General features: G+C 37.1%; 23 protein-coding genes. 10 read left to right on the top strand and 13 right to left on the bottom strand.

Annotation, left to right across the window (positions count from 1 at the left end; all coding sequences use genetic code 11):
* Positions 1-34: 34 nt before the first annotated feature.
* From U9K52_RS03270 to U9K52_RS03260, 3 genes are all read right to left on the bottom strand, one after another.
* Positions 35-1150, bottom strand: a complete 1116-nt coding sequence (locus U9K52_RS03270; protein WP_322925336.1) for an HlyD family secretion protein — start codon at positions 1148-1150, stop codon at positions 35-37.
* 21 nt (positions 1151-1171) lie between these two features.
* Positions 1172-2482: a TolC family protein gene (locus U9K52_RS03265; RefSeq protein WP_322925334.1), complete on the bottom strand. Its 1311-nt coding sequence runs from the start codon at positions 2480-2482 to the stop codon at positions 1172-1174.
* 89 nt (positions 2483-2571) lie between these two features.
* Positions 2572-3417, bottom strand: coding sequence for a helix-turn-helix domain-containing protein (locus U9K52_RS03260; RefSeq protein ID WP_322925333.1), 846 nt, complete (start codon positions 3415-3417; stop codon positions 2572-2574).
* Between the two features lie 68 nt (positions 3418-3485).
* Here U9K52_RS03260 and U9K52_RS03255 point away from each other — a divergent pair, with 68 nt between their 5' ends.
* The gene (locus tag U9K52_RS03255) at positions 3486-3959 is read left to right on the top strand and encodes a DUF962 domain-containing protein (protein WP_322925331.1); all 474 of its coding nucleotides are present in this window, start codon (positions 3486-3488) and stop codon (positions 3957-3959) included.
* A gap of 95 nt (positions 3960-4054) precedes the next feature.
* On the opposite strand, the gene U9K52_RS03250 is transcribed toward U9K52_RS03255, so the two are convergent.
* Positions 4055-5122, bottom strand: coding sequence for a DUF2891 domain-containing protein (locus U9K52_RS03250; RefSeq protein ID WP_322925329.1), 1068 nt, complete (start codon positions 5120-5122; stop codon positions 4055-4057).
* 118 nt (positions 5123-5240) lie between these two features.
* Here U9K52_RS03250 and U9K52_RS03245 point away from each other — a divergent pair, with 118 nt between their 5' ends.
* Complete coding sequence (locus U9K52_RS03245) at positions 5241-6104, top strand: DUF4349 domain-containing protein (protein ID WP_322925327.1); 864 nt, start codon at positions 5241-5243, stop codon at positions 6102-6104.
* Between the two features lie 198 nt (positions 6105-6302).
* Here the strand turns inward: U9K52_RS03245 and U9K52_RS03240 are convergent, their stop codons facing one another.
* The 4 genes from U9K52_RS03240 to dnaA form a co-directional block, all read right to left on the bottom strand.
* A complete protein-coding gene (locus U9K52_RS03240) occupies positions 6303-7001 on the bottom strand; it encodes an SAM-dependent methyltransferase (RefSeq protein ID WP_263603591.1) in 699 nt (232 codons plus the stop codon).
* Positions 7002-7006: 5 nt separating this feature from the next.
* The gene (locus U9K52_RS03235; RefSeq protein WP_263603592.1) at positions 7007-7507 is read right to left on the bottom strand and encodes a nuclear transport factor 2 family protein; all 501 of its coding nucleotides are present in this window, start codon (positions 7505-7507) and stop codon (positions 7007-7009) included.
* 1 nt (position 7508) lies between these two features.
* On the bottom strand, positions 7509-7955 hold the full coding sequence (locus tag U9K52_RS03230; RefSeq protein ID WP_322925325.1) for a low molecular weight protein-tyrosine-phosphatase: 447 nt from the start codon (positions 7953-7955) through the stop codon (positions 7509-7511).
* Between the two features lie 92 nt (positions 7956-8047).
* Entirely contained in the window at positions 8048-9502 is a 1455-nt protein-coding gene (dnaA, locus tag U9K52_RS03225; protein ID WP_248392431.1) for a chromosomal replication initiator protein DnaA, read from the bottom strand.
* 137 nt (positions 9503-9639) lie between these two features.
* Here dnaA and U9K52_RS03220 point away from each other — a divergent pair, with 137 nt between their 5' ends.
* The 4 genes from U9K52_RS03220 to U9K52_RS03205 all read left to right on the top strand — a co-directional run bounded on the left by U9K52_RS03220 (position 9640) and on the right by U9K52_RS03205 (position 13773).
* Positions 9640-10050, top strand: a complete 411-nt coding sequence (locus U9K52_RS03220) for a thioesterase family protein (protein ID WP_322925322.1) — start codon at positions 9640-9642, stop codon at positions 10048-10050.
* 10 nt (positions 10051-10060) lie between these two features.
* Positions 10061-10909, top strand: coding sequence for a prephenate dehydratase (gene pheA / locus U9K52_RS03215; RefSeq protein ID WP_312177467.1), 849 nt, complete (start codon positions 10061-10063; stop codon positions 10907-10909).
* Positions 10910-11007: 98 nt separating this feature from the next.
* Complete coding sequence (locus tag U9K52_RS03210) at positions 11008-13218, top strand: DUF2339 domain-containing protein (RefSeq protein ID WP_322925319.1); 2211 nt, start codon at positions 11008-11010, stop codon at positions 13216-13218.
* 111 nt (positions 13219-13329) lie between these two features.
* Complete coding sequence (locus U9K52_RS03205; RefSeq protein ID WP_248392424.1) at positions 13330-13773, top strand: hypothetical protein; 444 nt, start codon at positions 13330-13332, stop codon at positions 13771-13773.
* A gap of 73 nt (positions 13774-13846) precedes the next feature.
* Here U9K52_RS03205 and U9K52_RS03200 read toward each other — a convergent pair whose 3' ends face one another.
* Positions 13847-15124 (bottom strand): replication-associated recombination protein A, encoded by a 1278-nt coding sequence (locus U9K52_RS03200; RefSeq protein ID WP_263603598.1) that lies wholly within the window; start codon positions 15122-15124, stop codon positions 13847-13849.
* Positions 15125-15302: 178 nt separating this feature from the next.
* Entirely contained in the window at positions 15303-16019 is a 717-nt protein-coding gene (locus U9K52_RS03195) for a DUF6261 family protein (RefSeq protein ID WP_322925315.1), read from the bottom strand.
* Between the two features lie 2 nt (positions 16020-16021).
* Here U9K52_RS03195 and U9K52_RS03190 point away from each other — a divergent pair, with 2 nt between their 5' ends.
* The 3 genes from U9K52_RS03190 (at position 16022) to lgt (ending at position 18070) form a co-directional block, all read left to right on the top strand.
* Positions 16022-16297, top strand: coding sequence for a hypothetical protein (locus U9K52_RS03190; RefSeq protein WP_322925313.1), 276 nt, complete (start codon positions 16022-16024; stop codon positions 16295-16297).
* A gap of 225 nt (positions 16298-16522) precedes the next feature.
* Positions 16523-16774, top strand: a complete 252-nt coding sequence (gene yidD, locus U9K52_RS03185) for a membrane protein insertion efficiency factor YidD (protein WP_248392420.1) — start codon at positions 16523-16525, stop codon at positions 16772-16774.
* A 429-nt stretch (positions 16775-17203) separates the two neighbouring features.
* Entirely contained in the window at positions 17204-18070 is an 867-nt protein-coding gene (lgt, locus tag U9K52_RS03180) for a prolipoprotein diacylglyceryl transferase (RefSeq protein WP_412059353.1), read from the top strand.
* A 212-nt stretch (positions 18071-18282) separates the two neighbouring features.
* Here the strand turns inward: lgt and U9K52_RS03175 are convergent, their stop codons facing one another.
* Positions 18283-19797: an NAD(P)H-hydrate dehydratase gene (locus U9K52_RS03175; protein ID WP_322925308.1), complete on the bottom strand. Its 1515-nt coding sequence runs from the start codon at positions 19795-19797 to the stop codon at positions 18283-18285.
* Between the two features lie 201 nt (positions 19798-19998).
* Between U9K52_RS03175 and mscL the strand changes: the two genes are divergently transcribed.
* Entirely contained in the window at positions 19999-20385 is a 387-nt protein-coding gene (mscL, locus tag U9K52_RS03170; protein ID WP_248392417.1) for a large conductance mechanosensitive channel protein MscL, read from the top strand.
* Positions 20386-20433: 48 nt separating this feature from the next.
* On the opposite strand, the gene U9K52_RS03165 is transcribed toward mscL, so the two are convergent.
* Both U9K52_RS03165 and U9K52_RS03160 read right to left on the bottom strand, forming a co-directional pair.
* On the bottom strand, positions 20434-21393 hold the full coding sequence (locus U9K52_RS03165; RefSeq protein WP_248392416.1) for a D-2-hydroxyacid dehydrogenase: 960 nt from the start codon (positions 21391-21393) through the stop codon (positions 20434-20436).
* 71 nt (positions 21394-21464) lie between these two features.
* Positions 21465-21875 carry a phosphoheptose isomerase gene (locus tag U9K52_RS03160; RefSeq protein ID WP_029294086.1) on the bottom strand — a complete coding sequence of 137 codons (411 nt, stop codon included), beginning with the start codon at positions 21873-21875 and terminating at the stop codon, positions 21465-21467.
* Between the last annotated feature and the right edge of the window lie 163 nt (positions 21876-22038).

Below are 22038 nucleotides of genomic sequence, written 5' to 3'. Positions count from 1 at the left end.
ATACTTGGTCTTTTCACTTCTCACTTCTCACCTCTCACTTTTTACTCACTAAATTCACATTCATTCCGGCGCTCAGTTTATCGAGATCAGTTTTCTTATTGGCTTCTGTAAATTCTATTCTCACAGGAATTCTCTGCTGAACTTTAATAAAGTTTCCGGTGGAATTATCGGTCGGCACACTGGAATATCTTGATCCGGTTGCCGCAGAAATTGCCGTTACCACACCTTCAAACTGTTTTCCGCCCAAGGCATCTACGGTCATCATCATTTTTTCGCCGATTTTCACATCAGGCATCTGACTTTCCAGAAAATTGGCAGTTAGCCATTTCTGTCCGTTTAATACAATGGTAGCGACCTGCTGTCCGGGCTGTATCAGCTGACCTTCCGAAATGGTTCTTCGCCCCATCACGCCGTCATAAGGAGCGATAATTACGGTGTACGAAAGATTGATCTTGGCCATATCGAGAGCTGCTTTTGTTCTTTTAATTTCAGCATCATTAATCCCAAGTTTACTTTTCACCTCTGTTGTGGAAAGGTTTGCAGATTGTTTTTGGTTGATTAAGGTTTCATAAGCTGCTTTCTGTGCGTCATATTCGGTTTTTACCTGGTCGTACTGTTGTCTGGTCACGGCTTCGGAATTCAGAAGATTTTTATACCGGTTGAGGTTCTGTTCTGCGTTCCATAATCTGGCTTTGGCACCGGCAATATTGGATTCCATAACATTGACATTATTGGATACTGTATTAACGGAAGAACTGGTTGCCGTTCTCTGGGCAAGAGCATTCTGGTAGGCAGCTTCCGCCTGTCCCAGCTGGGTAAGAATCTCGCGGTTATCCAGAATAACCAAAGTGTCACCTTTTTTTACAGGCTGATGTTCAATAAATTTAATATCTTTAATATAGGCCGAAACCCTGGTATTAATAGGATTAATAAACTCTTCCACCTGAGCTGCTTCCGTATACGTTTTATCGCCCACATGAAAATATTCACGGACCAGCCAGAATAATCCGAAACCAATGACCACAAATACGACGATATTGGAGATAATTGCTCGGAGTTTGTTCTTTTTATTTTCTTTTTTCTTCGCTGCAGCACTGGTCTGTACTGGTACCGAAGTTGTATTCTGGGTATTTTGTTCCTTGTTTTCCATTGTTTTATTTACCTTAAAAAATTATAATGTCCCTGTTGATTTCAGCAGATTGTAATATTGATACAGTACATTGATCTCTGCATTGGCATAATCTAATTCCGATTGTAATTTCTGATTCTGTGCATCGATCATTTCCGCCTGAACCGCAAGCTGATTCAGATATTTCGCTTCCGTAATCTTGTAGTTTTCTTCTGCTAATTTTTTAGCATCATTAAGAATTTCTGCCTGCTGAATGGATTCCTGATATTTAATGTAAGCGGCATTTACGGCCATATCTACATTCTGCTGTGTCAGGGTTACCGCATCATTGGCCTGATTTTTCTGAAGCTCACCCAATTTTACCCGTTCTTTAGTCTTATATAAATTATCAATATTATAGCTGAGGGAAATTCCGGTTTGCCATCCTCCGGAATACATATCCAGAACAGGATTTCTTGTCGTAATGGGTCTTTGCAGCGTATACCCGCCAAAACCTGAAATGGTTGGCATCTTATCGGTTTTAATGATTTCGATATTCTTATCGGCAACATTTACGTTGGTCTGTGCCGATTTTAGTAAAGGATTGTTATCGTGAGCAAGACTCAGATAATAGTCAATACCAATACCGGATTCTTTGTTCTCAAGACTTTCTACAGGAACTATTTCCGTATCCGGAGCTAATCCGAGGGCAACACTTAAATTATAATTGAGAATTTTTTTATTGTTGGCTAATGTCAGGATTCCCTGATCCAGGTTCTTGATCGCCAGCTCACCACGAATCACTTCATTACGGGTGACCATTCCCTGCTGATAGAATTTCTGAATATTTTTAAGCCTTTCCTGTGCCAGCTTTTTGTTATTCTGAAAAACTTTCTCCTGGTTTACAATTTTATAGATATCCAGATAATTGGAAATTACCAGAATTTTCACATCCTGTTTATTTTTCTCCAGATCAAGCTCGGAAAGCTGCTCGCGAAGTCCTGCCATTTCAATAGATTTGTTCACCAATCCTCCTTTAAAGATCAGCTGGGTTGCCTGAACAGCGTACGAGCTTCCATAATGAGGCATGGCAACATTTGTTGAATTTGAGAAATCCTTGTCAATTGCTACGGCGTCACCCAAATAGAATTGACTTGTAGATGCAGTGATATTCGGGAGTTTCTGCAACTTTACAACATTTGTATTCTGCTTTGCAATATCAATATTCTGTGCCGAAACTTTCAGCTGCTGATGGTTCTGCAGAGCAAGTTCCGCCACTTCATTCGCTGTCATCTGTTTTATTTCCTGTGAAAAAAACAGCGCAGGAAAGACTGCCATCATTAATGACAGCACTGTTTTTATATTCTGTACCATTTTACCTTGTTTTACGAATGCAAAGTTATGGCACCCATGAACTCAAACAAATGTTTGAATTTTGGAAAAAGATGTTCAAATGTAGGATTTCAGTTTTCGAACTGATTTCTATACCGGGTTGGACTTTCGTCCAGATGTTTTTTAAAAAAGTGAGAAAAAGAATACTGATCACTAAAACCAAGAAGTGCAGAAATTTCGGAAACAGGCTTATTAGACGAGTTCAATAACACCTTTGCTTCATTGATAACAATTAAAGCAATGATCTCACTGGCGGATTTCCCGGTAACATGCTTAACAACCGATGAAAGATGTCTGGTTGTAATCGACTGCCGTGCGGCATAAAACTCTACACTTCGCTCAGCATTATGATGTTTAGCCACATCATTCAGAAAAACAAAAACAATTTCTTCCTGCCTCGACATCTGGTTCATGGCACTGCTGTCTTCTTTGGAAATAATTCCGGCCATCTGATAGCAGAATACGGAAAACAGATGTTCCACAATCTCTTTTTTATAGGTCATTTCCGTTTCAGAATCCAAGATATATTTTAAGAAATTAACGCTTTTCCATACGACTTCCATTTCATCGGCATGAAAAGGAACGCCGATATTCATCTGCTGTCTGAAATACCGATATGTAATTAACCTGTTGAATTTTAATGATAATGCCGAGATAAATTCTCTTTTATAAGATACCATTCTGGATTGGAAATCATCGCTTACTGAGATCATTTCATAGACCGTCTGCGGGTCTGTTACCATAAACATATTGGCAGAAAGTTCCAGATCCCGGAAGTGCTGTTTCAGCTTTATCGTTCCTGATTTTATAAAGATAAACGCAGGATTTTCCGGACGGAAAGGTTTGTCGACAGCAATTCTCTCGAAAATATTATGTTGGGTAAAAATTTCAACCCCGAATTTTTCTAAGACAGACATAGAACAAATGTAAGCAATCTGCTGAGTGATTACAAAAATTTATTATTTTAGTGTTCCAAATTACAGCTATGAGAAAAATTGATTTGCTTTTTGCAGAATACAGTGAAAGCCACAGGAACTCTACCAACAAACTGATCCACTGGATTTGTGTCCCGCTGATTTTCTGGAGTATTTTAGGGTTTATTTCCCTTATTCCGTCAAAGTCAATCGGCTTTATCTATATTGGAGAGATCAGTTATGTAAGTTTTGCAGCAATTGCTTTAATTACCATTTTTTACATGCGGCTTTCGGTTGTTATAAGTATCATCATGTTTATCCTGATGGTGATCATGGAGAGCTTTGCATACGGAATCAATATTAGGTTTAAAGAAAATGCATGGATCGTTTACCTCTCGGTTTTTGTGGTTACCTGGATTTTCCAGTTTGTAGGTCATAAAATTGAAGGAAAAAAACCATCTTTTCTAAAAGACTTACAGTTTCTATTAGTCGGGCCGATATGGCTGCTAAGTTTTATTCTTAAAAAAACAGGAATCAGATATTAGAATTCTTATAAGGAAGACAGAAGCTGGATGATGGAAGTAAATTTTTTAGGATAGATAACTTAACTTCCCTCATCAGCATCACGCTTTAAATGGGATTAATCTTCTAAAGCATACACCGCAAAACTGGCCAGCCAATGATCACCTCCGTAATTTCCTTGGAAAAGCAGCGGAAGGCCGTTATTTAAAAATAATGCGGCTGTTCTCTGAAATTCTTTTTTCAGGGGATGACGGTCCGGAAGTGATTTTGCAATTCCCTTCATACACCATGCTTTTGAAAAAGATAGTCCTACCAGATGTACCGTTTGATAATCTGACAGATCACTTACAACAGGAATCTTTTCTATATTTTCGATACTGCGTTTCTCATAAAATGTATCCAGCCATTGTACAAATTCTTTCTGAGGCAGAACTCTTCTCATTAAATCTGCTATTTCGAGGCTCGGAGAAAAGAAATCCGATCCGTCCGGTTCAAGATAAGCAGGTGTTTTTTCATCTTTTAAATAAAAATATTTTGCCTTTTCGATCAGCTGATTTTCAAATTCCTTATCCCCGACCGACCTGGCCCAATCCAGCGCGAAAGCCATAGCAAAAGCACTGTTAGGGTGAACACCTGTTCTGTTCGGATAGGTCTGTTTTGGAATGTAGGCCTTCCAGGCTGCCAGAATCTTATCTGTTAACGGTTTAACGTTCTGATGCCAGATTTTTGCTTTAGGATGATTCCATGTCGTAAGTTCCTCATCAAGTTTCAACAGCCACGCCCAGCCGTAGGTTCTTTCAAAAGTACCGGTAAGCTGATACTTTGTAAAATAATCTGCTTCCACCTGCAGGTTTTCTTTGCTGAATGATTGATCCAGCGTCTTTTCAATTTCTTTTGCTATGGAAAGCCCCGGCTTTGTTTTCAATAAACGAACCAGCATCCAGTGTCCGTGTACCGAACTGTGCCAGTCGAAACAGCCATAAAAGCTGGGATGCAATACCTTCGGGCTTAAAGGAACTTCACTTTCATTATTGATGATATGTGCGGTTTTGTTGGGATATTCCTGAGTGATGCAGTGAAGCGGCTTTTCAGATAGTTTTATGGCCACCTCATCGGTAAGTTTCGGGACTTCCTGGGCAAATACTAAAAACGGTGAAAATACAATAGCTAAAAGACTTTTTTTCATTGACTAAAAATATAAAATTATTTCAATGTATCTTTAATATAAACCAGAGAAAAAACAGCATTGGAGTCTGATACAATTTTCAGTACACTTTTTGCTGTGCTCAATAAAACTTTTATTCATGAAAAAATTACTGATCCCTTTATTCTGTTTAATTCTTATCCATTGTAAAAAAAATGAAGCGCAGTCGCTCAATGCCAGTCTTGTTGATGTCATTCAGGAAGATAAAGTAGCTGCAGTGAGTACACCAACTTCTTTACCTGAAAAAATGATGCCTCCCAATCAAGAAGTTGATCCTGAAAACCCGTCTTCACAGATTATCACAATTACCAAGAAGATTATTAAAAATGGTGAAATGAGAATTCAGGTGGGTGATATCAAAAAGGCACAGGAGCATATTAATTCTATTCTTAAAAACAATAAAGCCTATGTTCAGAAAGAGGAGTTTCAGAATACGGATAACGATGAAAATTTAGATATTATCATAAGAGTTCCTCATCAGAACTTTGATGCTCTGATTAATTCTTTTTCTAGCGGAATAGGTTCAGTTTTGTCTAAAAATATTTCGTCAAATGACGTAACGGAAGAATATACCGATGTTTCCATTAAACTCGGCAACAAGAAAATTTATCTTGAAAAATACCGTGAGATGCTTAAAACAGCAAAAACAACGAAAGACATGCTGGAGATCCAGGAAAATATCCGTGCTCTGGAAGATGAAATTGACGTTGCGGAAGGCAGGCTCCGTTTTATTGATGACCGCGTGAATTACAGTACTCTGAATGTAAATTTATACAAAGAAAAAATCAGAAGTTCCGCTACTTCAAAAATAGGTTTCGGAAGCCGGTTTGGTGATTCTGTAACGGAAGGCTGGAACAGTTTTGTAGCTTTTTTATTAGGAGTTATTTCGCTTTGGCCTTTCTTTCTGCTGATTCCTGTTGTTGTATTTCTCTGGAGAAAATGGAGGAACAATAAGAAAAAATAAAGGATAAAGATATTTTCAATATATAAAATTGATCATTACACAGACTTCGACAGGCTCAGTCTGATACCATTACACAACAATAGTTTAGTATTAGAGATGTCATGCTGAGTTCGTCGAACCATCTTTTAACAGATTACGCAAATCAAAATTTGACAAAAAATCTGATTAATCTGGAAAATCAGCGCGAGATTATAAAATTTATTTCCCCAGTACAAATACCGCCGGAATTTTATGCAGTTCCGGTTTCTGTTTCTGCCACTCTTTTATGGTTTTGGTTTTGATAAACTCGTGCTCCGGATCATTAATATTAGCAGCAATACATAATTTTGTATTTGGTGACAAAAACTTGCAGAGATCTTCAAAAAGTTGATTGTTCCTGTAAGGCGTTTCCATAAAAATCTGTGAATAACCAGTCTTCTGAACCATCGTCTCGAGATGCAGAATCTGTTTTTTCTTTTCTCCTTTATCAATCGGCAAATATCCGTTGAATGTAAATTCCTGACCATTAAATCCGCTGGAAATTAGAGCCAGAATAATTGACGAAGGCCCGGAAATAGGAATCACCCGGATATTCTTTTCGTGGCACCATTTCACCATGAGATTTCCAGGATCTGCAATACATGGAAGTCCTGCCTCTGAAAGCAGTCCGAAATCCTGACCTTTCAGCATCAGTTCCTGTGCTTCTTTGATATCCGCATTTTCCGTATATTTATCTAAAAGAAAAAGTTTAAGATCCGATTGTTTTTTTTCAGGAGCAAAGAATTTCACCACTTTTCTTGCGGTTTTTTCATTTTCCACAAAAAAGTAGTCAGTCTGCATGATGTAATCTTTTATCACTGGTGAAAAATGCGTGATAGAAGTATTTTCGGAAAGGTAAGCCGGAAGTAAGAAAAGCATTTATATTATTTTTTAAGTCTCTCTTGTAAAGAAGGTTGTACGTAATATTCTGTCATATCCATTGAAAAAGAAACTGATGTTATTTTCCATAGACCGTTGATCTTCATCAGTGTCCATATTTCTTTTCCCCAATTTAGCATCTTGCCATCGTACCAAAAGCTGTAGTCAAAATTAGCAGAAGCAATTGATCCGTCTTCTATAATTTTAACATTATCAAACCGCTCTTCAGATTTATTGTTTTTAAAACTTTTGATAAATGCTTTATAATTATCTGTAAAAAAACTTTTTTCATTGGGATCTTTTTCTAAAACTTTTCTGTAAGTCCGATCAGTATATACACCTGTCCAGAGAACAGGTTCCTGAAAAAGAGAAATAAATTTAGCTTCATCCCTCGTTTTAATGCAATTCATAAAATCAGTCATTACTTGTCTGATAGCCTTTTCATCTTTAGTCTGTCCGAAAATAAAATTACAACTCAGCAAAAGTAAGATTAATATCTTTCTCATACTAAATTATTTGTTTTAAAATAGCTTCACAACCACGGTCCAGTAATTGGAAAACTTCTTCGAACTCTTTCATATCTCCCCAATACGGATCCGGAACTTCAGCATTCTGATGATCGCCGAGCACTTCCAGAAATAAAGAAACTTTTTTTCGTTGATCTTCATTCCTTGCTTTGGAAACAACATCTGCCAATACATCCACATCCATACAGTAAATTTTATCAAAATTTTCAAAATCCGCTTGTGTAATGGGTCTGGATCTTTGTTGGGAAATATCAATTCCGTGGCGGATTGCGGTTTGTATGGCTCTTTTATCGGGATTTTTCCCTTCATGGAGTGAAATGGTTCCTGCAGAATCTATATAAAAATCTTTGGGAGCTTTAGCTTTCATAATTCCTTCTGCTAAAGGACTTCTGCAAATATTTCCGAGACAGACCATCAGTATTTTCATGGCAATATTGATAATAATTAAATTCAGACAAAACTAAATAAAAAATGAAGAATAAAATTATTCTCCATTTTTAATATCTACATTGATTTTTTTTATTGCTTAATTCTTTCGGATAATTCCTTAACGTATTTTTTAACCTCTTTATCGATTTTAGAAACATCTTTAATCGTTTCGCAGGCATACATTACCGTAGAATGGTCTTTTCCACCCATTTCTTCACCGATTTTAGTAAAGGTTGCGTTTGTAAGCTCTTTCGCAAAATACATGGCCAGCTGTCTTGGCAGTGCAATTTCTCTTTTTCTTGTCTTGGATAAAAGCTGCTCTCTTTTGATTCCGAAGTAATCGCAAACCACTTCCTGGATATACGGAATATTGATGATTTTCTTCTGATTGGCTGCAATCTTATTGATGGTATCCTTTAACAATTCAAGACTTAAATCTGACTTATAAATGGTAGAATATGCAATTACAGAATTGATTACTCCAATAAGTTCTCTTACGTTTGTTTTGGCTTCTGAAGCTAAGAAATCGAGCATATCTTCAGTAAGGACGATACCGTCTCTGCTTAATTTATCAACGATAATCTGTTTACGGGTGCTGTAATCCGGAGATTTTATTTCTGCGGAAAGTCCCCATTTAAAACGGGAAACAATTCTGTCCTGAATATCCATAATATCCGCCGGAGCTTTATCAGATGTAAGGATAATCTGTTTTCCGTTCTGATGAAGATAATCGAAAATATGGAAGAAACTATCCTGCGTTGCAGATTTACCGGAAAGGAACTGAATATCATCAATAATCAAAACATCCACCATCTGGTAAAAATTGGCAAATTCTGTTTGCTTATGAGCTTTTGCAGCCGAAATAAACTGCTGGATGAACTTTTCGGAAGAAAGATACAAAACGACTTTATCCGGAAACTGGCTTTTTACTTCCAGTCCTACCGCTTGGCCGAGATGGGTTTTTCCAACTCCATAACCACCATATAAAAATAAAGGGTTGAAAGCTGTTGCTCCCGGTCTCTTTGCAATAGATCTTGCTACAGTTGCTGCAAATTTATTGCTTTCTCCTTCTACATAATTATCAAAAGAGAAATCCGATTTTAAGTTGGAATCAATATTTACTTTTTTGATTCCCGGCACTACAAAAGGATTGACGATATTTGATGAAAATCCCTGAGGCATTGTTTCCTGAACTTTAGGGGTAGGAACGGTTTTTCCTTTCATATTCATGGTAACCGGTTTTTCTAAACCTGAAGGCTTATTCTCCATTACCGAATACCATAATTTTACACCTTTTCCTATATTTTTCTTCAGGGCAGCAGAAAGCAAGGACAGGTAATTATCCTCAATATATTCCTTGTAAAAATCACTCGGGACCATTAATGTAAGATTGTTGTCAACCAAAGAAATTGGCTGTACTTTATCAAACAGTAAATCGAAAGATTTTTCAAGTTTTTTAAGATCAGAATTATCTTCAGCAGCGTTTAGATTATCGCGCATGAACTGAAGGCACTTCTGCCATGTCAACATTAAATTTTCATCCATAATTTATGCCCCGATTAGTTCTTAGTTAGTATTGTTTTTGGAAGGAAGACAAAGGTCCATATTTTTTATTTCAAAAAAAAATATTGTAGTTATTGATTATTTAAAAATATATTTGTATGTATATTTAAGCAGGAATAATGATACATACAAAACACTCATTACGAGTACGTTACGGAGAAACAGATCCCATGAAATACGTTTATTATGGTAATTATGCAGAGTACCTCGAAATTGGCCGGGTAGAACTTTTCCGCAGTATAGGAATGTCTTATAATGAGATTGAGAATCAAGGAATTTGGCTGCCTGTTTCGGAGTATAAAATTAAGTATTTGCGGCCTGCTTTTTACGATGAAAAACTGGAAATTCATACTTATGTTAAAAAAATTCCCGGTGTGAGAATTGAATTCGAGTATGAAATTTTTAACGAGGAAAATATTAAAATTACAGAGGCTTCTACCACACTGTTTTTTCTTGATGCTAAAACCAATAAAGTAGTGAAATGTCCGGATTACCTCATGGCACTGATTAAAGAAAACTGGAAAGAATAAATAAAGAATAATGAAGATTGCATTTTTGGGCCCGGAGGCCAGTTTTACACAGCTTGCAGCGATTCAGCTTTTCCCGGGAGAAGAGCTTATTCCTCAACCCAATATTCTCGACTGCTTTAAAGCGGTAGAAAAAGGCGAAGTGAATACAGCCGTTGTTCCCCTAGAAAATTCTATCGAAGGTACGGTTTCCATGACACTGGATTATTTATATAAAACAGCCGGAATAAAAATACTGGCTGAAGCAGTGATGCCGATTGCCCATCATCTGATGGTACATCCTGACTCAGATTCGGGATCTGTTGAGAAGATTTATTCCCATCCGCAGGCTTTGGCGCAGAGTTTCCACTTTTTGGATACGCATTTTAAGGAAGTTCAGAAACAGGACTTCTCTTCAACTGCTGCTGCCGCAAGATATGTTTCAGAAAATGCGGACAGGAATTTAGCAGCCGTTGCCAACCAGTTTGCAGCCAATCTGTACGGACTGAAGATTATTCATCACAATATCCATGACTTTGAGCAGAATCATACAAGATTTATTATCATTTCCAAAGATCCGTGGAGCTATGACAACGACAGCCTGAAAGTTTTAGGTGAAAAATCAGGATTGCTGGTAACTCTTCCGGAAGATCATGCAGGAGGCCTTCACCAGGTATTATCCGTATTTGCATGGCGAAAAATGAATCTCAGCAAAATAGAATCGAGAACGCTTAAAACAGGACTGGGAAATTATTTCTTTTTCATTAACGTGGTTGGAAAATGGGAATCTGCACTTCATCATAATGCTTTGGAAGAATTAAAAGCGCTGGATGCAGAAACGAACTTCCTGGGAAATTACAAAGAGTTTGGATTAGAAAGTTAAAAGTTAATTTATATCCGAAAGATTTTTTAATGTAAATCTTTTTGTCATAGAAATACAAATTGCAGTCAGCATACTTGTAAAACATTTAATTATATTTGATGTTACCAAATCCGAAGCAGATGTATATCCTGATCATCATTTTATTAATTATTATCATCCTTCTTTTCAGAAGTCTGAATAAAAGGATCAGGAATCTCGAGAACGAAATTTCGAAAATCAGGGAAGAACAAACCGCAAAACGCAAAGAGGAAATAAAAGATCTTCCGGAGAGACAACTGTTTCCATTATCAGAAGAAATTATTGAAGAAGATGAAAGATCTCACGATAATAAGAATACCGAAGAGCCTAACGTAAAAATCAGTCCAATATTTGATTTTTTAAAGCAGAATGCCCTTGCAATAGCCGGGATTTTCACATTGGTTCTCGGAATCGGGTATTTCGTGAAATATGCGATTGACAATAACTGGCTCGGTGAAGTTTCAAGAGCAGCAATAGGTTTTGCTGCAGGTGCGGGAATAATTACTGCCGGGCATTTTCTAAGAAAGAATTATACCGTTTTTGCTTCCATTATCACTGGTGGCGGTATTTCCGTACTGTATTTTACAACAACCATTGCATTTCGGGAGTACCATTTGTTTTCGCAGAATGCAGCATTTTCAATGACATGTTTTGTAACGCTGGTTTCCATATTTCTTTCTTATTATTACAAAAGTGAAATTCTCATTATTTTTTCGCTGTTCGGAGGATTTCTTGCTCCGTTGATGATCAGCACCGGACAAAGCAATTACCCTTTTCTTTTTATCTATATAACCGTCATTAATACCGGAATGCTTGCGATTGCATTCCTTAAAAAATGGAAGAGTATTGGCTGGATTTCATTTATTTTCACCTGTATCTACCTTTTTTACTGGACGCTGACAAAGACTGAAATCAACACAGTATATTTTTATGTAATAAGCTATATTATTTTCTACGCATTTGCATTACAGAACTATTTCACGCAAAAGAAATTGTTGCCCACTGATATTCTGATGCTTATTCTGGTGAACTTTACAGGAATTATCGGGACGGTATTTATTTTCAAACAATTACAATATGATCCCGTTATTATTTTCCCCGTTGCATTTGCTATAATCAATGGAATTCTGTTGTACAGAGAACATTCGGAAAAAAAATTCGGCAGCGCACATTCCATATTTTCGGGGATTGCAGTGAGTCTTATTACGGCAGCTTTTGCACTTCAATTCAGTACTCATTTAATTACCACGGTCTGGGCTATTGAAAGTACCCTTCTCCTTTTCATCTGGAGGAAAACCCGCCTTAGTATTTTCAGGAACTTTTTTTATATCCTCTTCCCTCTTGTGATTATTGCGCAAATAATGACCTGGGCAGAATATATAAATTCCCGGAATCTTAAAATCATTTTCAATCCTGTGTTTCTAACGAGTTTGGTAACTGTTATTACCGTTTTTATGAACCTTAGCCTGCTCAGAAAAATACACCAGAAACAAAAAGGCAGCAGCTTTTTTGAAAACCTGTTTTCGGCGGTAAGCTATGCGGTTATTTATATTGCCATTTTATCAGAAATCATTTATCATATTTCGGACGAACCGATGATCATTATTTTTATCATCGGAATGCTTTTCACTTTGTATTTTATTTTTATTATTCTGCTTTTCAGAAAAAAACTTGAGATCGCAAAAATACTTGAATACGGACTTTTGTATATTTTTTTCTCCCTGATTATTCTGAACACCATCATCGCCGGCTCCGGAATTATTACCCGTATTATTATGAAAAATGTTGATCTAAAGTATTATTTCATGTATGGGCTGTATCTGATTCCTTTGATCTTTACCATAATAAAAATCATTCCCCATTCATCTTTTTTCACAATAAAGCTTTCCTATTGGCTTTTAGTAACTGCTATTGTAACCGCTGTAAGCATGGAAACACATCACATTTATCTTTTAACCTTCTCGGAAAATATCGTCGGTATGAAAAAACTTCAGGAATACTTTACTCTACTTTACCTTCCGATTATATGGGCTATACTGGCAAGTATTTTTATTTATAAGGGGTTGAAAACCGATGCCAGAGAATATGCTAAGGCCGGCTTCGCTTTATTGGGCATCACGATTGCCAAGCTCTATCTGTATGATGTCTGGAAAATGGATAATGTTTCAAGGATCATTGCATTTATCATACTCGGTTTTATTTTACTGCTCAGCTCTTTTTTATTCCAGCGACTGAAAAATATAGTAGTAACGATGGTTGAGAAAAAGGAAGAACCGGACAAAACAACCTGAAAATGGTTTATTTTTAATGATTTGATTAAATTATTATAAAATTTTCTTTACGCTTTCTAAAAAATAACTATATTTATCAAGTTTTTAACAGATACTTATTCCAAAAACATTATGAAAAAATTGCTCTACTCCTTTTTATTATTGTCTTCTGTCACTTTATTTGCACAGAAGAATGCTTCTACAAAATTTGCAGTGGCTGATGATATTGTCGGAACAGTAGATATGTTTACTGCCAATCATAAAACCGCTATTCAGAATACACAGACTTACAAATCTGCAGCAGAACTTCCGCAAAACCTTAAAAAATACAGCTTCATCGCTGAAAACGGTTTGGTAGTATATAAATTAAAAAGCGACGAAGGAGCAATCGACAGGATTCCGCTTTCCGAACTTAACGTGCATTATGGCCTTGCCAAAGATACACCTGTATTCATTGACGGCTATGAATTTAAAAACAGTGATACAAAAGTTTTCGGTGATATCCTGAATAAAATGGAAGTTATAGACAACCATGGAGCAAAAGCCGTTTCCATCACCACTGCTATTAAGAAATAATTTTTTTAAACATTATATAAAAAAGGATACTTGTGTAAGTATCCTTTTTTTATTTATTCATTACAGCACAACATTAATATCTATTGTTCCATTTCTTTTTAAGTTCTTCATAGATTTTCTTTTCCGTTGCATTGTTGCCCGGCTGATACAATGTTACCTCCCGAATCTCTTCCGGAAGGAAATCCTGATCAACAAAATTACCATCATATGAATGTGCATATTTATATTCCTTCCCATAATCCAGATCTTTCATCAGTTTGGTAGGAGCATTTCTCAGGTGAAGGGGAACAGGAAGATTTCCGGTTTTTTTAACCAGTGCCAGCGCCTCATTGATAGCCATATAGGTCGAATTGCTCTTTGGAGAGACCGCCAGGTAAACTGCCGTTTCACTCAAGATAATCCTTGCCTCCGGATTCCCAATCACATTTACCGCCTGGAAACAGTTGTTGGCCATAATCAAAGCATTAGGATTTGCCAATCCGATATCTTCAGCAGCCAGTATCAGCATTCTCCGGGCTATGAACTTAATATCTTCTCCTCCCGCAATCATCCTTGCCAGCCAATACACCGCCCCATTTGGATCGCTTCCGCGCATTGATTTGATGAATGCTGAAATGATATCATAATGCTGTTCGCCGTTTTTATCATACAGTGCCATCGTTTCCTGCAGTACTTCCAGAACATCTTCATTACCGATCTCTTTTTTGGAAGAATTGATATATTGATTGAGCACCAGCTCCACAGAATTGATCAGTTTCCTTGCATCACCGCCGGAATATTGTATGAATGCTTCTTTTTCAACAACCTTAAAATCAGACTTTTCATCAGTATTAAATTTATCAAGAGCGATATCTATTAATTCCTCAAGTTTTTCATAGCTCAGTGCTTTCAGAATATAAACCTGACTTCTTGAGAGCAATGCGGAAACCACTTCAAAACTGGGATTTTCCGTGGTTGCCCCAATCAGGACGATCCATCCTTTCTCTACAGCATGCAACAGCGAATCCTGCTGTGATTTGTTGAATCTGTGAATTTCGTCAATAAATAAAATCGGAGATTTTCCCGAAAAAAGATTCTGTTTTTTAGCATCTTCAATAACATCACGGACATCTTTAACCCCCGAAGAAACTGCAGAAAGCTTATAGAATTTCCTTCCCGACTGTTCCGAAATAATTTCTGCCAGGGTTGTTTTTCCTGTTCCCGGCGGCCCCCAGAAAATTAAGGAATTCAGTGTATTATTCTGCAGCATTTTCCTTATGGTTCCCTTCTCACCTGTAAGGTGCTCCTGCCCGAGAACATCTTCCAGTGTCTTCGGTCTTAGTTTTTCTGCTAATGGAATATTTTGATTCAAGGTAGGTAAAAGTATTTGTTAAAGTTAAATATTGTGAACTGGTATTAATATGTAATGCAAAGTTAATAAAGTAATACAAATCTTATTCCTGTCACAGCATAAAAGAACCCGCCAATATATTGACGGGTTTTTTGGGCTAATTGATTTCTTATTCTCAAAGTAGCTCTTAATTTTTCCTCTACAGGCAAACATTTTTTTTATTCACCAGCAATATATTATACTGATCCGTAAGCGTATTCAGTTGCTGATTGATGACTGTTTCGTATGGTGATAGCGGCATTTCCACCAGAAGATGAATCGTATCAATGCTGTCACGCAATGCATAATAGGCGGCATCCACCTCTTCTCTTTTAGACTTAATAGCTTCTGTACTTGCATAACCATATTCCTGGGTGCGGGAAAGATAGGCAGTATTAAACAGGTCATTGGCTGTTTTCATCTCATTGATCCATACAGAAAGATTTAAGAAGGCAACCGCATTTGTAAGTTCGGGCTTATTTTCCCAATCTCTGATGAGATTATTAATCGTTGCGGTTTCTGCCTGATAATTTAAACGCGCAATACCGCTTCCATACAGAGCCATATTATCGAGAAGCAATTGTGCCTTCTGTTTTTTATCTGCTTCGAAATGATAAGAATGCCCCAGAAGAAAATAATAAATTCCTTTGACGGCATTATCTCTTCTTTCATCCAACTGCAAAAGGTCCTGCGTTTTCCCGTTGTCCAAGGTTTCTTTGTACAGGTTTTCAAGCTCATCAATCCTGGTGTTAAAGGTTGAAAGTTTGGCATCGATCTGTAAGGTTGAAGGATTGTTCAGGGCGATAATTCCTGAGAAGTCTTTTACGTATTGCAGGTATTCTGCATCGCGGAGTTTAGGTAAATCAATAAAATTCATTTGTGTATTATTTTTATTATTTAAACCGTACGATACGATTTTTTATTTATCTGTTCCGGTTAGCCCCCTTCATCAATAAGATTACCTTCCGGATATTTCCGAAAATCTCCTGCAGGCTGCAGGAAGCTTTCGGGGTTTCCCGAAAAGCTGTTGCGAGGGTGCGACAAACTTTCGGGTGTTCCCGAAAAGTCATTACAGGGATGCAACAGCTTTTCGGGAAAACAGGAAATTACTTGCGGCTTTCAGCCTGGGTTTTCCAGAATTCTACCTGTTCTTAACTTTTTATGTTCTTCTTTATTGCCGATAAGGTTTTGGGAAGAAGCATTTTATCAAAAATACATAATTTTCTTTTAGAAAATAACACGGATCGCAATAATTTAGGTTACAGCAATTTCACAAATCGATCAACACCAAAATATCTCCGATAAACACCCTCCTTTCCTGCTGAAACTTCCGGTATATTTCCGCCAACTTCCGATTTTTTACCCTATTTTTGCAATGTTTTGAAACGTACAGCCAACAAAATCATCACCTTTCCTTTGGTAATTCTCATCAGATTCTACCAATGGTTTATTTCTCCGCTGCTGCCTAAAAACTGCAGGTATGAACCTACCTGTTCGCATTATATGGTAAAAGCGTTACAGGTGCATGGGCCTTTGAAAGGATTCTGGCTGGGCATCAAAAGAATTTCAAGATGTCATCCCTGGGGAGGAAGCGGCTATGATCCCGTTCCGCCCCGACACAATAAAATTTAGAATATAACAAACTATAAAAGAATAGAAATGAGCAATATTTTTTTCAGAATGTACCTCGTTATTTTTGCGTTTATTACCCAGTGTTTATTTGCGCAGAATTATCCGGACGGAATGTCGGAAGGAACTTTAAAAATCAACAATGCAAATATTCCTGTAAAGATCTACAGTACTACGGAACTTGGAGACCTTAACGTGTTCCCGGACAGAAAAGTAGAAGGAAACATACTGATTATTCTGAACGAAGCTAATTTTGAACCTGCCTATTTCAACATCAGTGCTCTTACTCTGGATAAGCTTAAAACAGCTCACTACCAGTTTTTGGATAAAAATTTCAAGCTTATAGAAACACCGGCCACGAAAGATAATATCGCAGCTTTCAAGTACGCGGTAAAATCAAGTAAACCGATTGCTTCATCAGATCAGATAAACCTGGAGACTTCTTTTAAGATCTGGGATCCTACAAAAGGAATTGTACTGGGACCAATAACCCTGCATTTTTACAGCTTAATGTTCATTTTCGCATTCGGTTTCGGGTATGTTTTAATGAACAGGATCTTTAAAATCGACAATGTCAACCAGAAATACCTGGAGCCATTATTTACCTGGACTTTGGTAGGAACAATTCTGGGGGCACGTTTGGGACACGTCATCTTTTACCAGCCGGAATTATTCAAAGAAGATTTCTGGAGCGTATTTTTACCGATCAGTACTAAAAATGGCCTTAAATTTACCGGGTTTTCAGGATTGGCAAGTCATGGGGCAACCATCGCACTGATTTTTACCACCCTTTATTATTCATTCAAAATTATTAAGAAAAATCCTTTATGGGTGTACGACAGACTTGGAATTGTTGTAGCACTGGGGGGTGCGTTCGTAAGACTTGGAAATTTCTTTAACTCCGAAATTATCGGAAAGCCGGTGGACCCCAACTCACCCTTCGCTTTACTTTTCCCGCAACAAAGCAGCGAGTACGGCGTGACGGTGCCACGTTATCCATCACAGCTTTTTGAAGCATTCGGATATATCTGTCTGTTTGTACTGTTGTGGATTTTATACAGAAAAACCAATAAGAAATATCAGCAGGGATGGTTGTTCGGATTGTTTTTCATCATTCTTTGGGCAATAAGATTCTTTGTAGAATTCCTGAAAGAGCCACAGGGTGATGAATTCATTCAGTTCGGAGGACTGAATACCGGACAGGTATTATCAATTCCTTTTATGATTGCCGGCGTTGTAATCATGATTATATCTAAAAAGTTCAGAATCACACAGGCGGAAAATGAAAAACCTGAATAATTCTTAAGATATTTTATTACAAACAAGTAAAGCAAGTCGTGGAGGCTTGCTTTTTATTTGATTATCATTTTTTGATTAAGATTATTCAATTATCTTTTGTTTTAAAATCGAAGATATCTTCTTTTACTCGGTGAATGTTATGTCGGTGTAGTCAAACAAAGTTCAAGACTGGAATCTGACGTATTCTCTCGTCTATTATATTTAAAAGCTTCTCATAAAAGCTTCTCCACTTTACCATTCAATTCAGAAAATACATTCCCAAACTCATTAATTACATCAGATGGAAGCATGGATTCTTTGGAATGTTTCTCTGAAGCAAATTCAGCTGCTTTTCCATGAAACCATACGCCCAACACTGCTGCTTCCTGCTCTGTATACTGCTGTGCCAGGAATGAAGTGATAATTCCCGTAAGAATATCGCCGCTCCCGCCTTTGGCCAGCCCGGAATTGCCTGTGATATTATAGAAAACCTTGCCTTCCGGGGTAATAATCTGGGTATGATGATCTTTTAAAACAATATAAATCTGCAGCTCCCGGCTTTTACTTTTAGCCAGCTCCGTTCTTTCAAAAGAATTTTTCGTTTTTCCGAAAAGCCTTTCAAATTCTTTGGGATGGGGAGTGATAATCGATTTCTTAGGAATTAAATTTAAACTGGCAGGATCCTGAGCTATAATATTTAAAGCATCTGCATCAAGAATCAACGGTTTTGAATAGCTTTTTAAAAACTTAAGAAGACTTGTCGCTGTTTTTTCATCGGTTCCGATTCCGGGACCTATTCCGCAAACAGCTGTTTCATCAATATCGAAACTTTCAATACAATCTTTTCCGCCTTCGATAAACATGGCCTCCGGATCAGAAGTCTGCAAAATTTCGTATCCGCATTTTGGAGCCAGTGTAAAAGTGAGACCTGCACCTGTCTTCAGAGCAGACCTGGTAGAAAGTACTGCCGCTCCCATTTTCCCATAGCTTCCGGCGATAATATTTACCTTTCCATAAGTTCCTTTATGCGAAAATTCACTTCTTATTTTAAAAATAGTTTTAATGATCTCATCATCAATTACAAAATCTTCCGTTTCAGTTTCATCAATATAATCCTGACTTAAATGAATATCCAATACCTGAACTCTTCCTGCAAACTTTCCGGTTTCGGCATGGAGAAAAGATTTTTTCCAGAACTGGAAACTTAACGTATAGTCTGCCATAAAAACAACCGAATCAGAATCTGAAACAGCATCAGCCAGAAGACCAGAAGGCAGATCAATGGAAATTTTTATGTTTTTTTTCTGATTTAAAAACTCTACCAGGTTTTTCATATCACCGTCCAGACTTCTTGAAAGTCCGGTGCCGAAGAGCGCATCAATAATCACTGTTCTGCTGTCAAAACGATAATTGAATACTTCTTTAAACTCCCTGACTGTTATTCCTGAAATTTCTTTGATGTGCCTGAAATTTTCCTGAGCATCGGAAGAAAACTTAGCTTTTGTATGAGTAAATACATCTATATCGAATCCTTTCTGGTAAAGCATTCTGGCAATAGCAAAACCGTCGCCCCCATTATTTCCGCTTCCACAGAAAACAACAAAATTACGGTGATGATTACAGTTTTCAGAGATCCATTCCACGCATGATTCTGCAGCTCTTTCCATAAGCTGTACAGAAGAAACCGGCTCATTTTTTATAGTGTATTGATCACAGTCGCGAATCTGCTCTGCTGTAAAAATTTTCATTGATTGATAATTAATAATGTGTTATCAGCAATTTACAAAAAAGTAATTTTAAAAAAACCGGTACATATAAAATTTATAATAAAATATTAGAAAGCAGTCCTTATCTATGCAAATTATTCGCTAAAGAAGGAATTAAAATGAAACAATTACATATTTTTTTGTAAATTAACCTGATTTTAGACAATAATTAAAAATATAAATATGGGATTTGTTAAAGAATTTAAAGAATTTGCGTTCAAAGGGAACGTGCTTGATCTTGCAGTCGGTGTCATCATTGGTGCTGCGTTCAGTGCCATTGTAAAGTCATTTGTTGATGACATCATTACACCACTTCTTCTGAATCCGGCTTTGGAAAAGGCTAATGTTAAAAATATTGCAGAACTTTCCTGGGGAGGGGTAAAATATGGTAATTTTTTATCTTCGGTTATCAGCTTCCTTATAGTTGCTTTTGTTCTATTTCTTCTTATTAAAGGTGTAAACAGTCTTAATAAAAAACCGGAAACAGCACCTCCGCCACCGGTACTTACGGAAGACCAGAAATTACTTACAGAAATAAGAGATTTACTTAAAACTAAAAATAATATATAAAGAAAAGCACTTCGTATGAAGTGCTTTATTATTGTGATTAATATTGTACTACTGAATCTGTAAAATACTGGATATCTGCTCTGCCAATGAAAGCCCGATTCTGTCCTGAGCTTCCAGTGTTGAAGCACCGGTGTGTGGTGTCATGGAAATTTTCGGATGATTGAGGATTTCTTTTGAAGGTGTAGGCTCATTGATGAAAACATCCAGTCCTGCGAATTTCACTTTTCCTGAATTTAAGGCTTCGATCAATGCTGTTTCATCGATAACACCACCTCTTGAGCAGTTTACGATGGCAACTCCGTCTTTCATCATTTCAAATTCATTTTTACCGATCATATATCCGTCTTTTTGCGCCGGCACATGAAGCGTTATAAAATCTGAATGTTTAAGAACATCCTGCAGCGGTTCCGTTTCGATATCAACATTGATGAACTGGTTGTTATAGAAAGTTACTTTAATACTTGCTCTTCCCACATTGCTATCTGCTGCTACCACTCTCATTCCAAGGCCGAGTGCAATTTTAGCAACCTCCTGCCCGATTCTTCCCATTCCTACAATACCGATTGTTTTTCCTTTCAGTTCAATACCGGCTGCATATGCTTTTTTCAGGGCTGCAAATTCGGAATCACCTACCAAAGGCATTTTTCTGTTGGAATCCTGCAAAAATCTTGCTCCGGAAAACAAATGGGCAAAAACCAGTTCTGCCACCGATTCTGAAGAAGCTGAAGGCGTATTGATTACATGAATACCTTTTTCTCTGGCATAATCCACATCAATATTATCCATTCCTACACCACCTCTCCCGATGATTTCGAGAGACGGACAATTGTCAATAATATCTTTTCTAACCTGTGTGGCACTTCGTACCAGCAATGTGCGGATCTTATGCTCATTAATATAATCCATCAAAAACTCCTGAGGAACTTTTGCAGTGATTACTTCAAAACCTTTTTCAGTGAGTGCATCAATACCGGATTGATCCAGGCCGTCGTTTGCTAAAACTTTCATAAACTTTGTAGATTAAAGTAAAGACTAGCGATTAACTCAAACATTAATCGTTTAATCTTTGAATTAAATTTTTATTCTCCGTCTTCTTTAAAAACTTCAATGGTAACCTGTTTTTCAACAAGATCAGTAAATTTACCTTTATACCGTGTTGCTCTTACCAGGTGATTGTCGATCCAGTGGTAATTTCCCCCTCTTGGCTTTCCGCATAATACACTGTGGTATTTGAAACCGTGTTTATCCAGCCAGTCAATGGTAATCTGTTTCAGGTTTTCTGTTCTCGATGTGAAAAAACAGATCTGGTGACCTTCATCATACCATTTGTTGATGGTTTCCAATGCATCGGGAAAAGGCTCGCAGGTAACCATTCTTTCTGGTTCTTCGTTCGGAACGTCCTCTGTAATGGTTCCATCGATATCAATGAGGTAGTTTTTTACGCCGTCTTTCAGGATAGGGCTAATGTGATCTTTGTACTCTAATTCCATCATAAAAAATTGAATGCCAAAGTTACGTTTTTTACATCAATAAGCCCTGCTAAACTTGTTAAATGTAAAATTTTTAAACTAAAATTTGATAATTAGCGAATAATTTTAACTACAATAACTCTTTTATATAATTTAAGTTAAAAATTTTCTTTTTTTGATAACG

It is taken from the genome of Chryseobacterium sp. MHB01 (assembly GCF_034651565.1).
Classification (GTDB): Bacteria; Bacteroidota; Bacteroidia; order Flavobacteriales; family Weeksellaceae; genus Chryseobacterium; species Chryseobacterium nepalense.
This window is presented reverse-complemented; position numbering and strand designations above follow the sequence as displayed.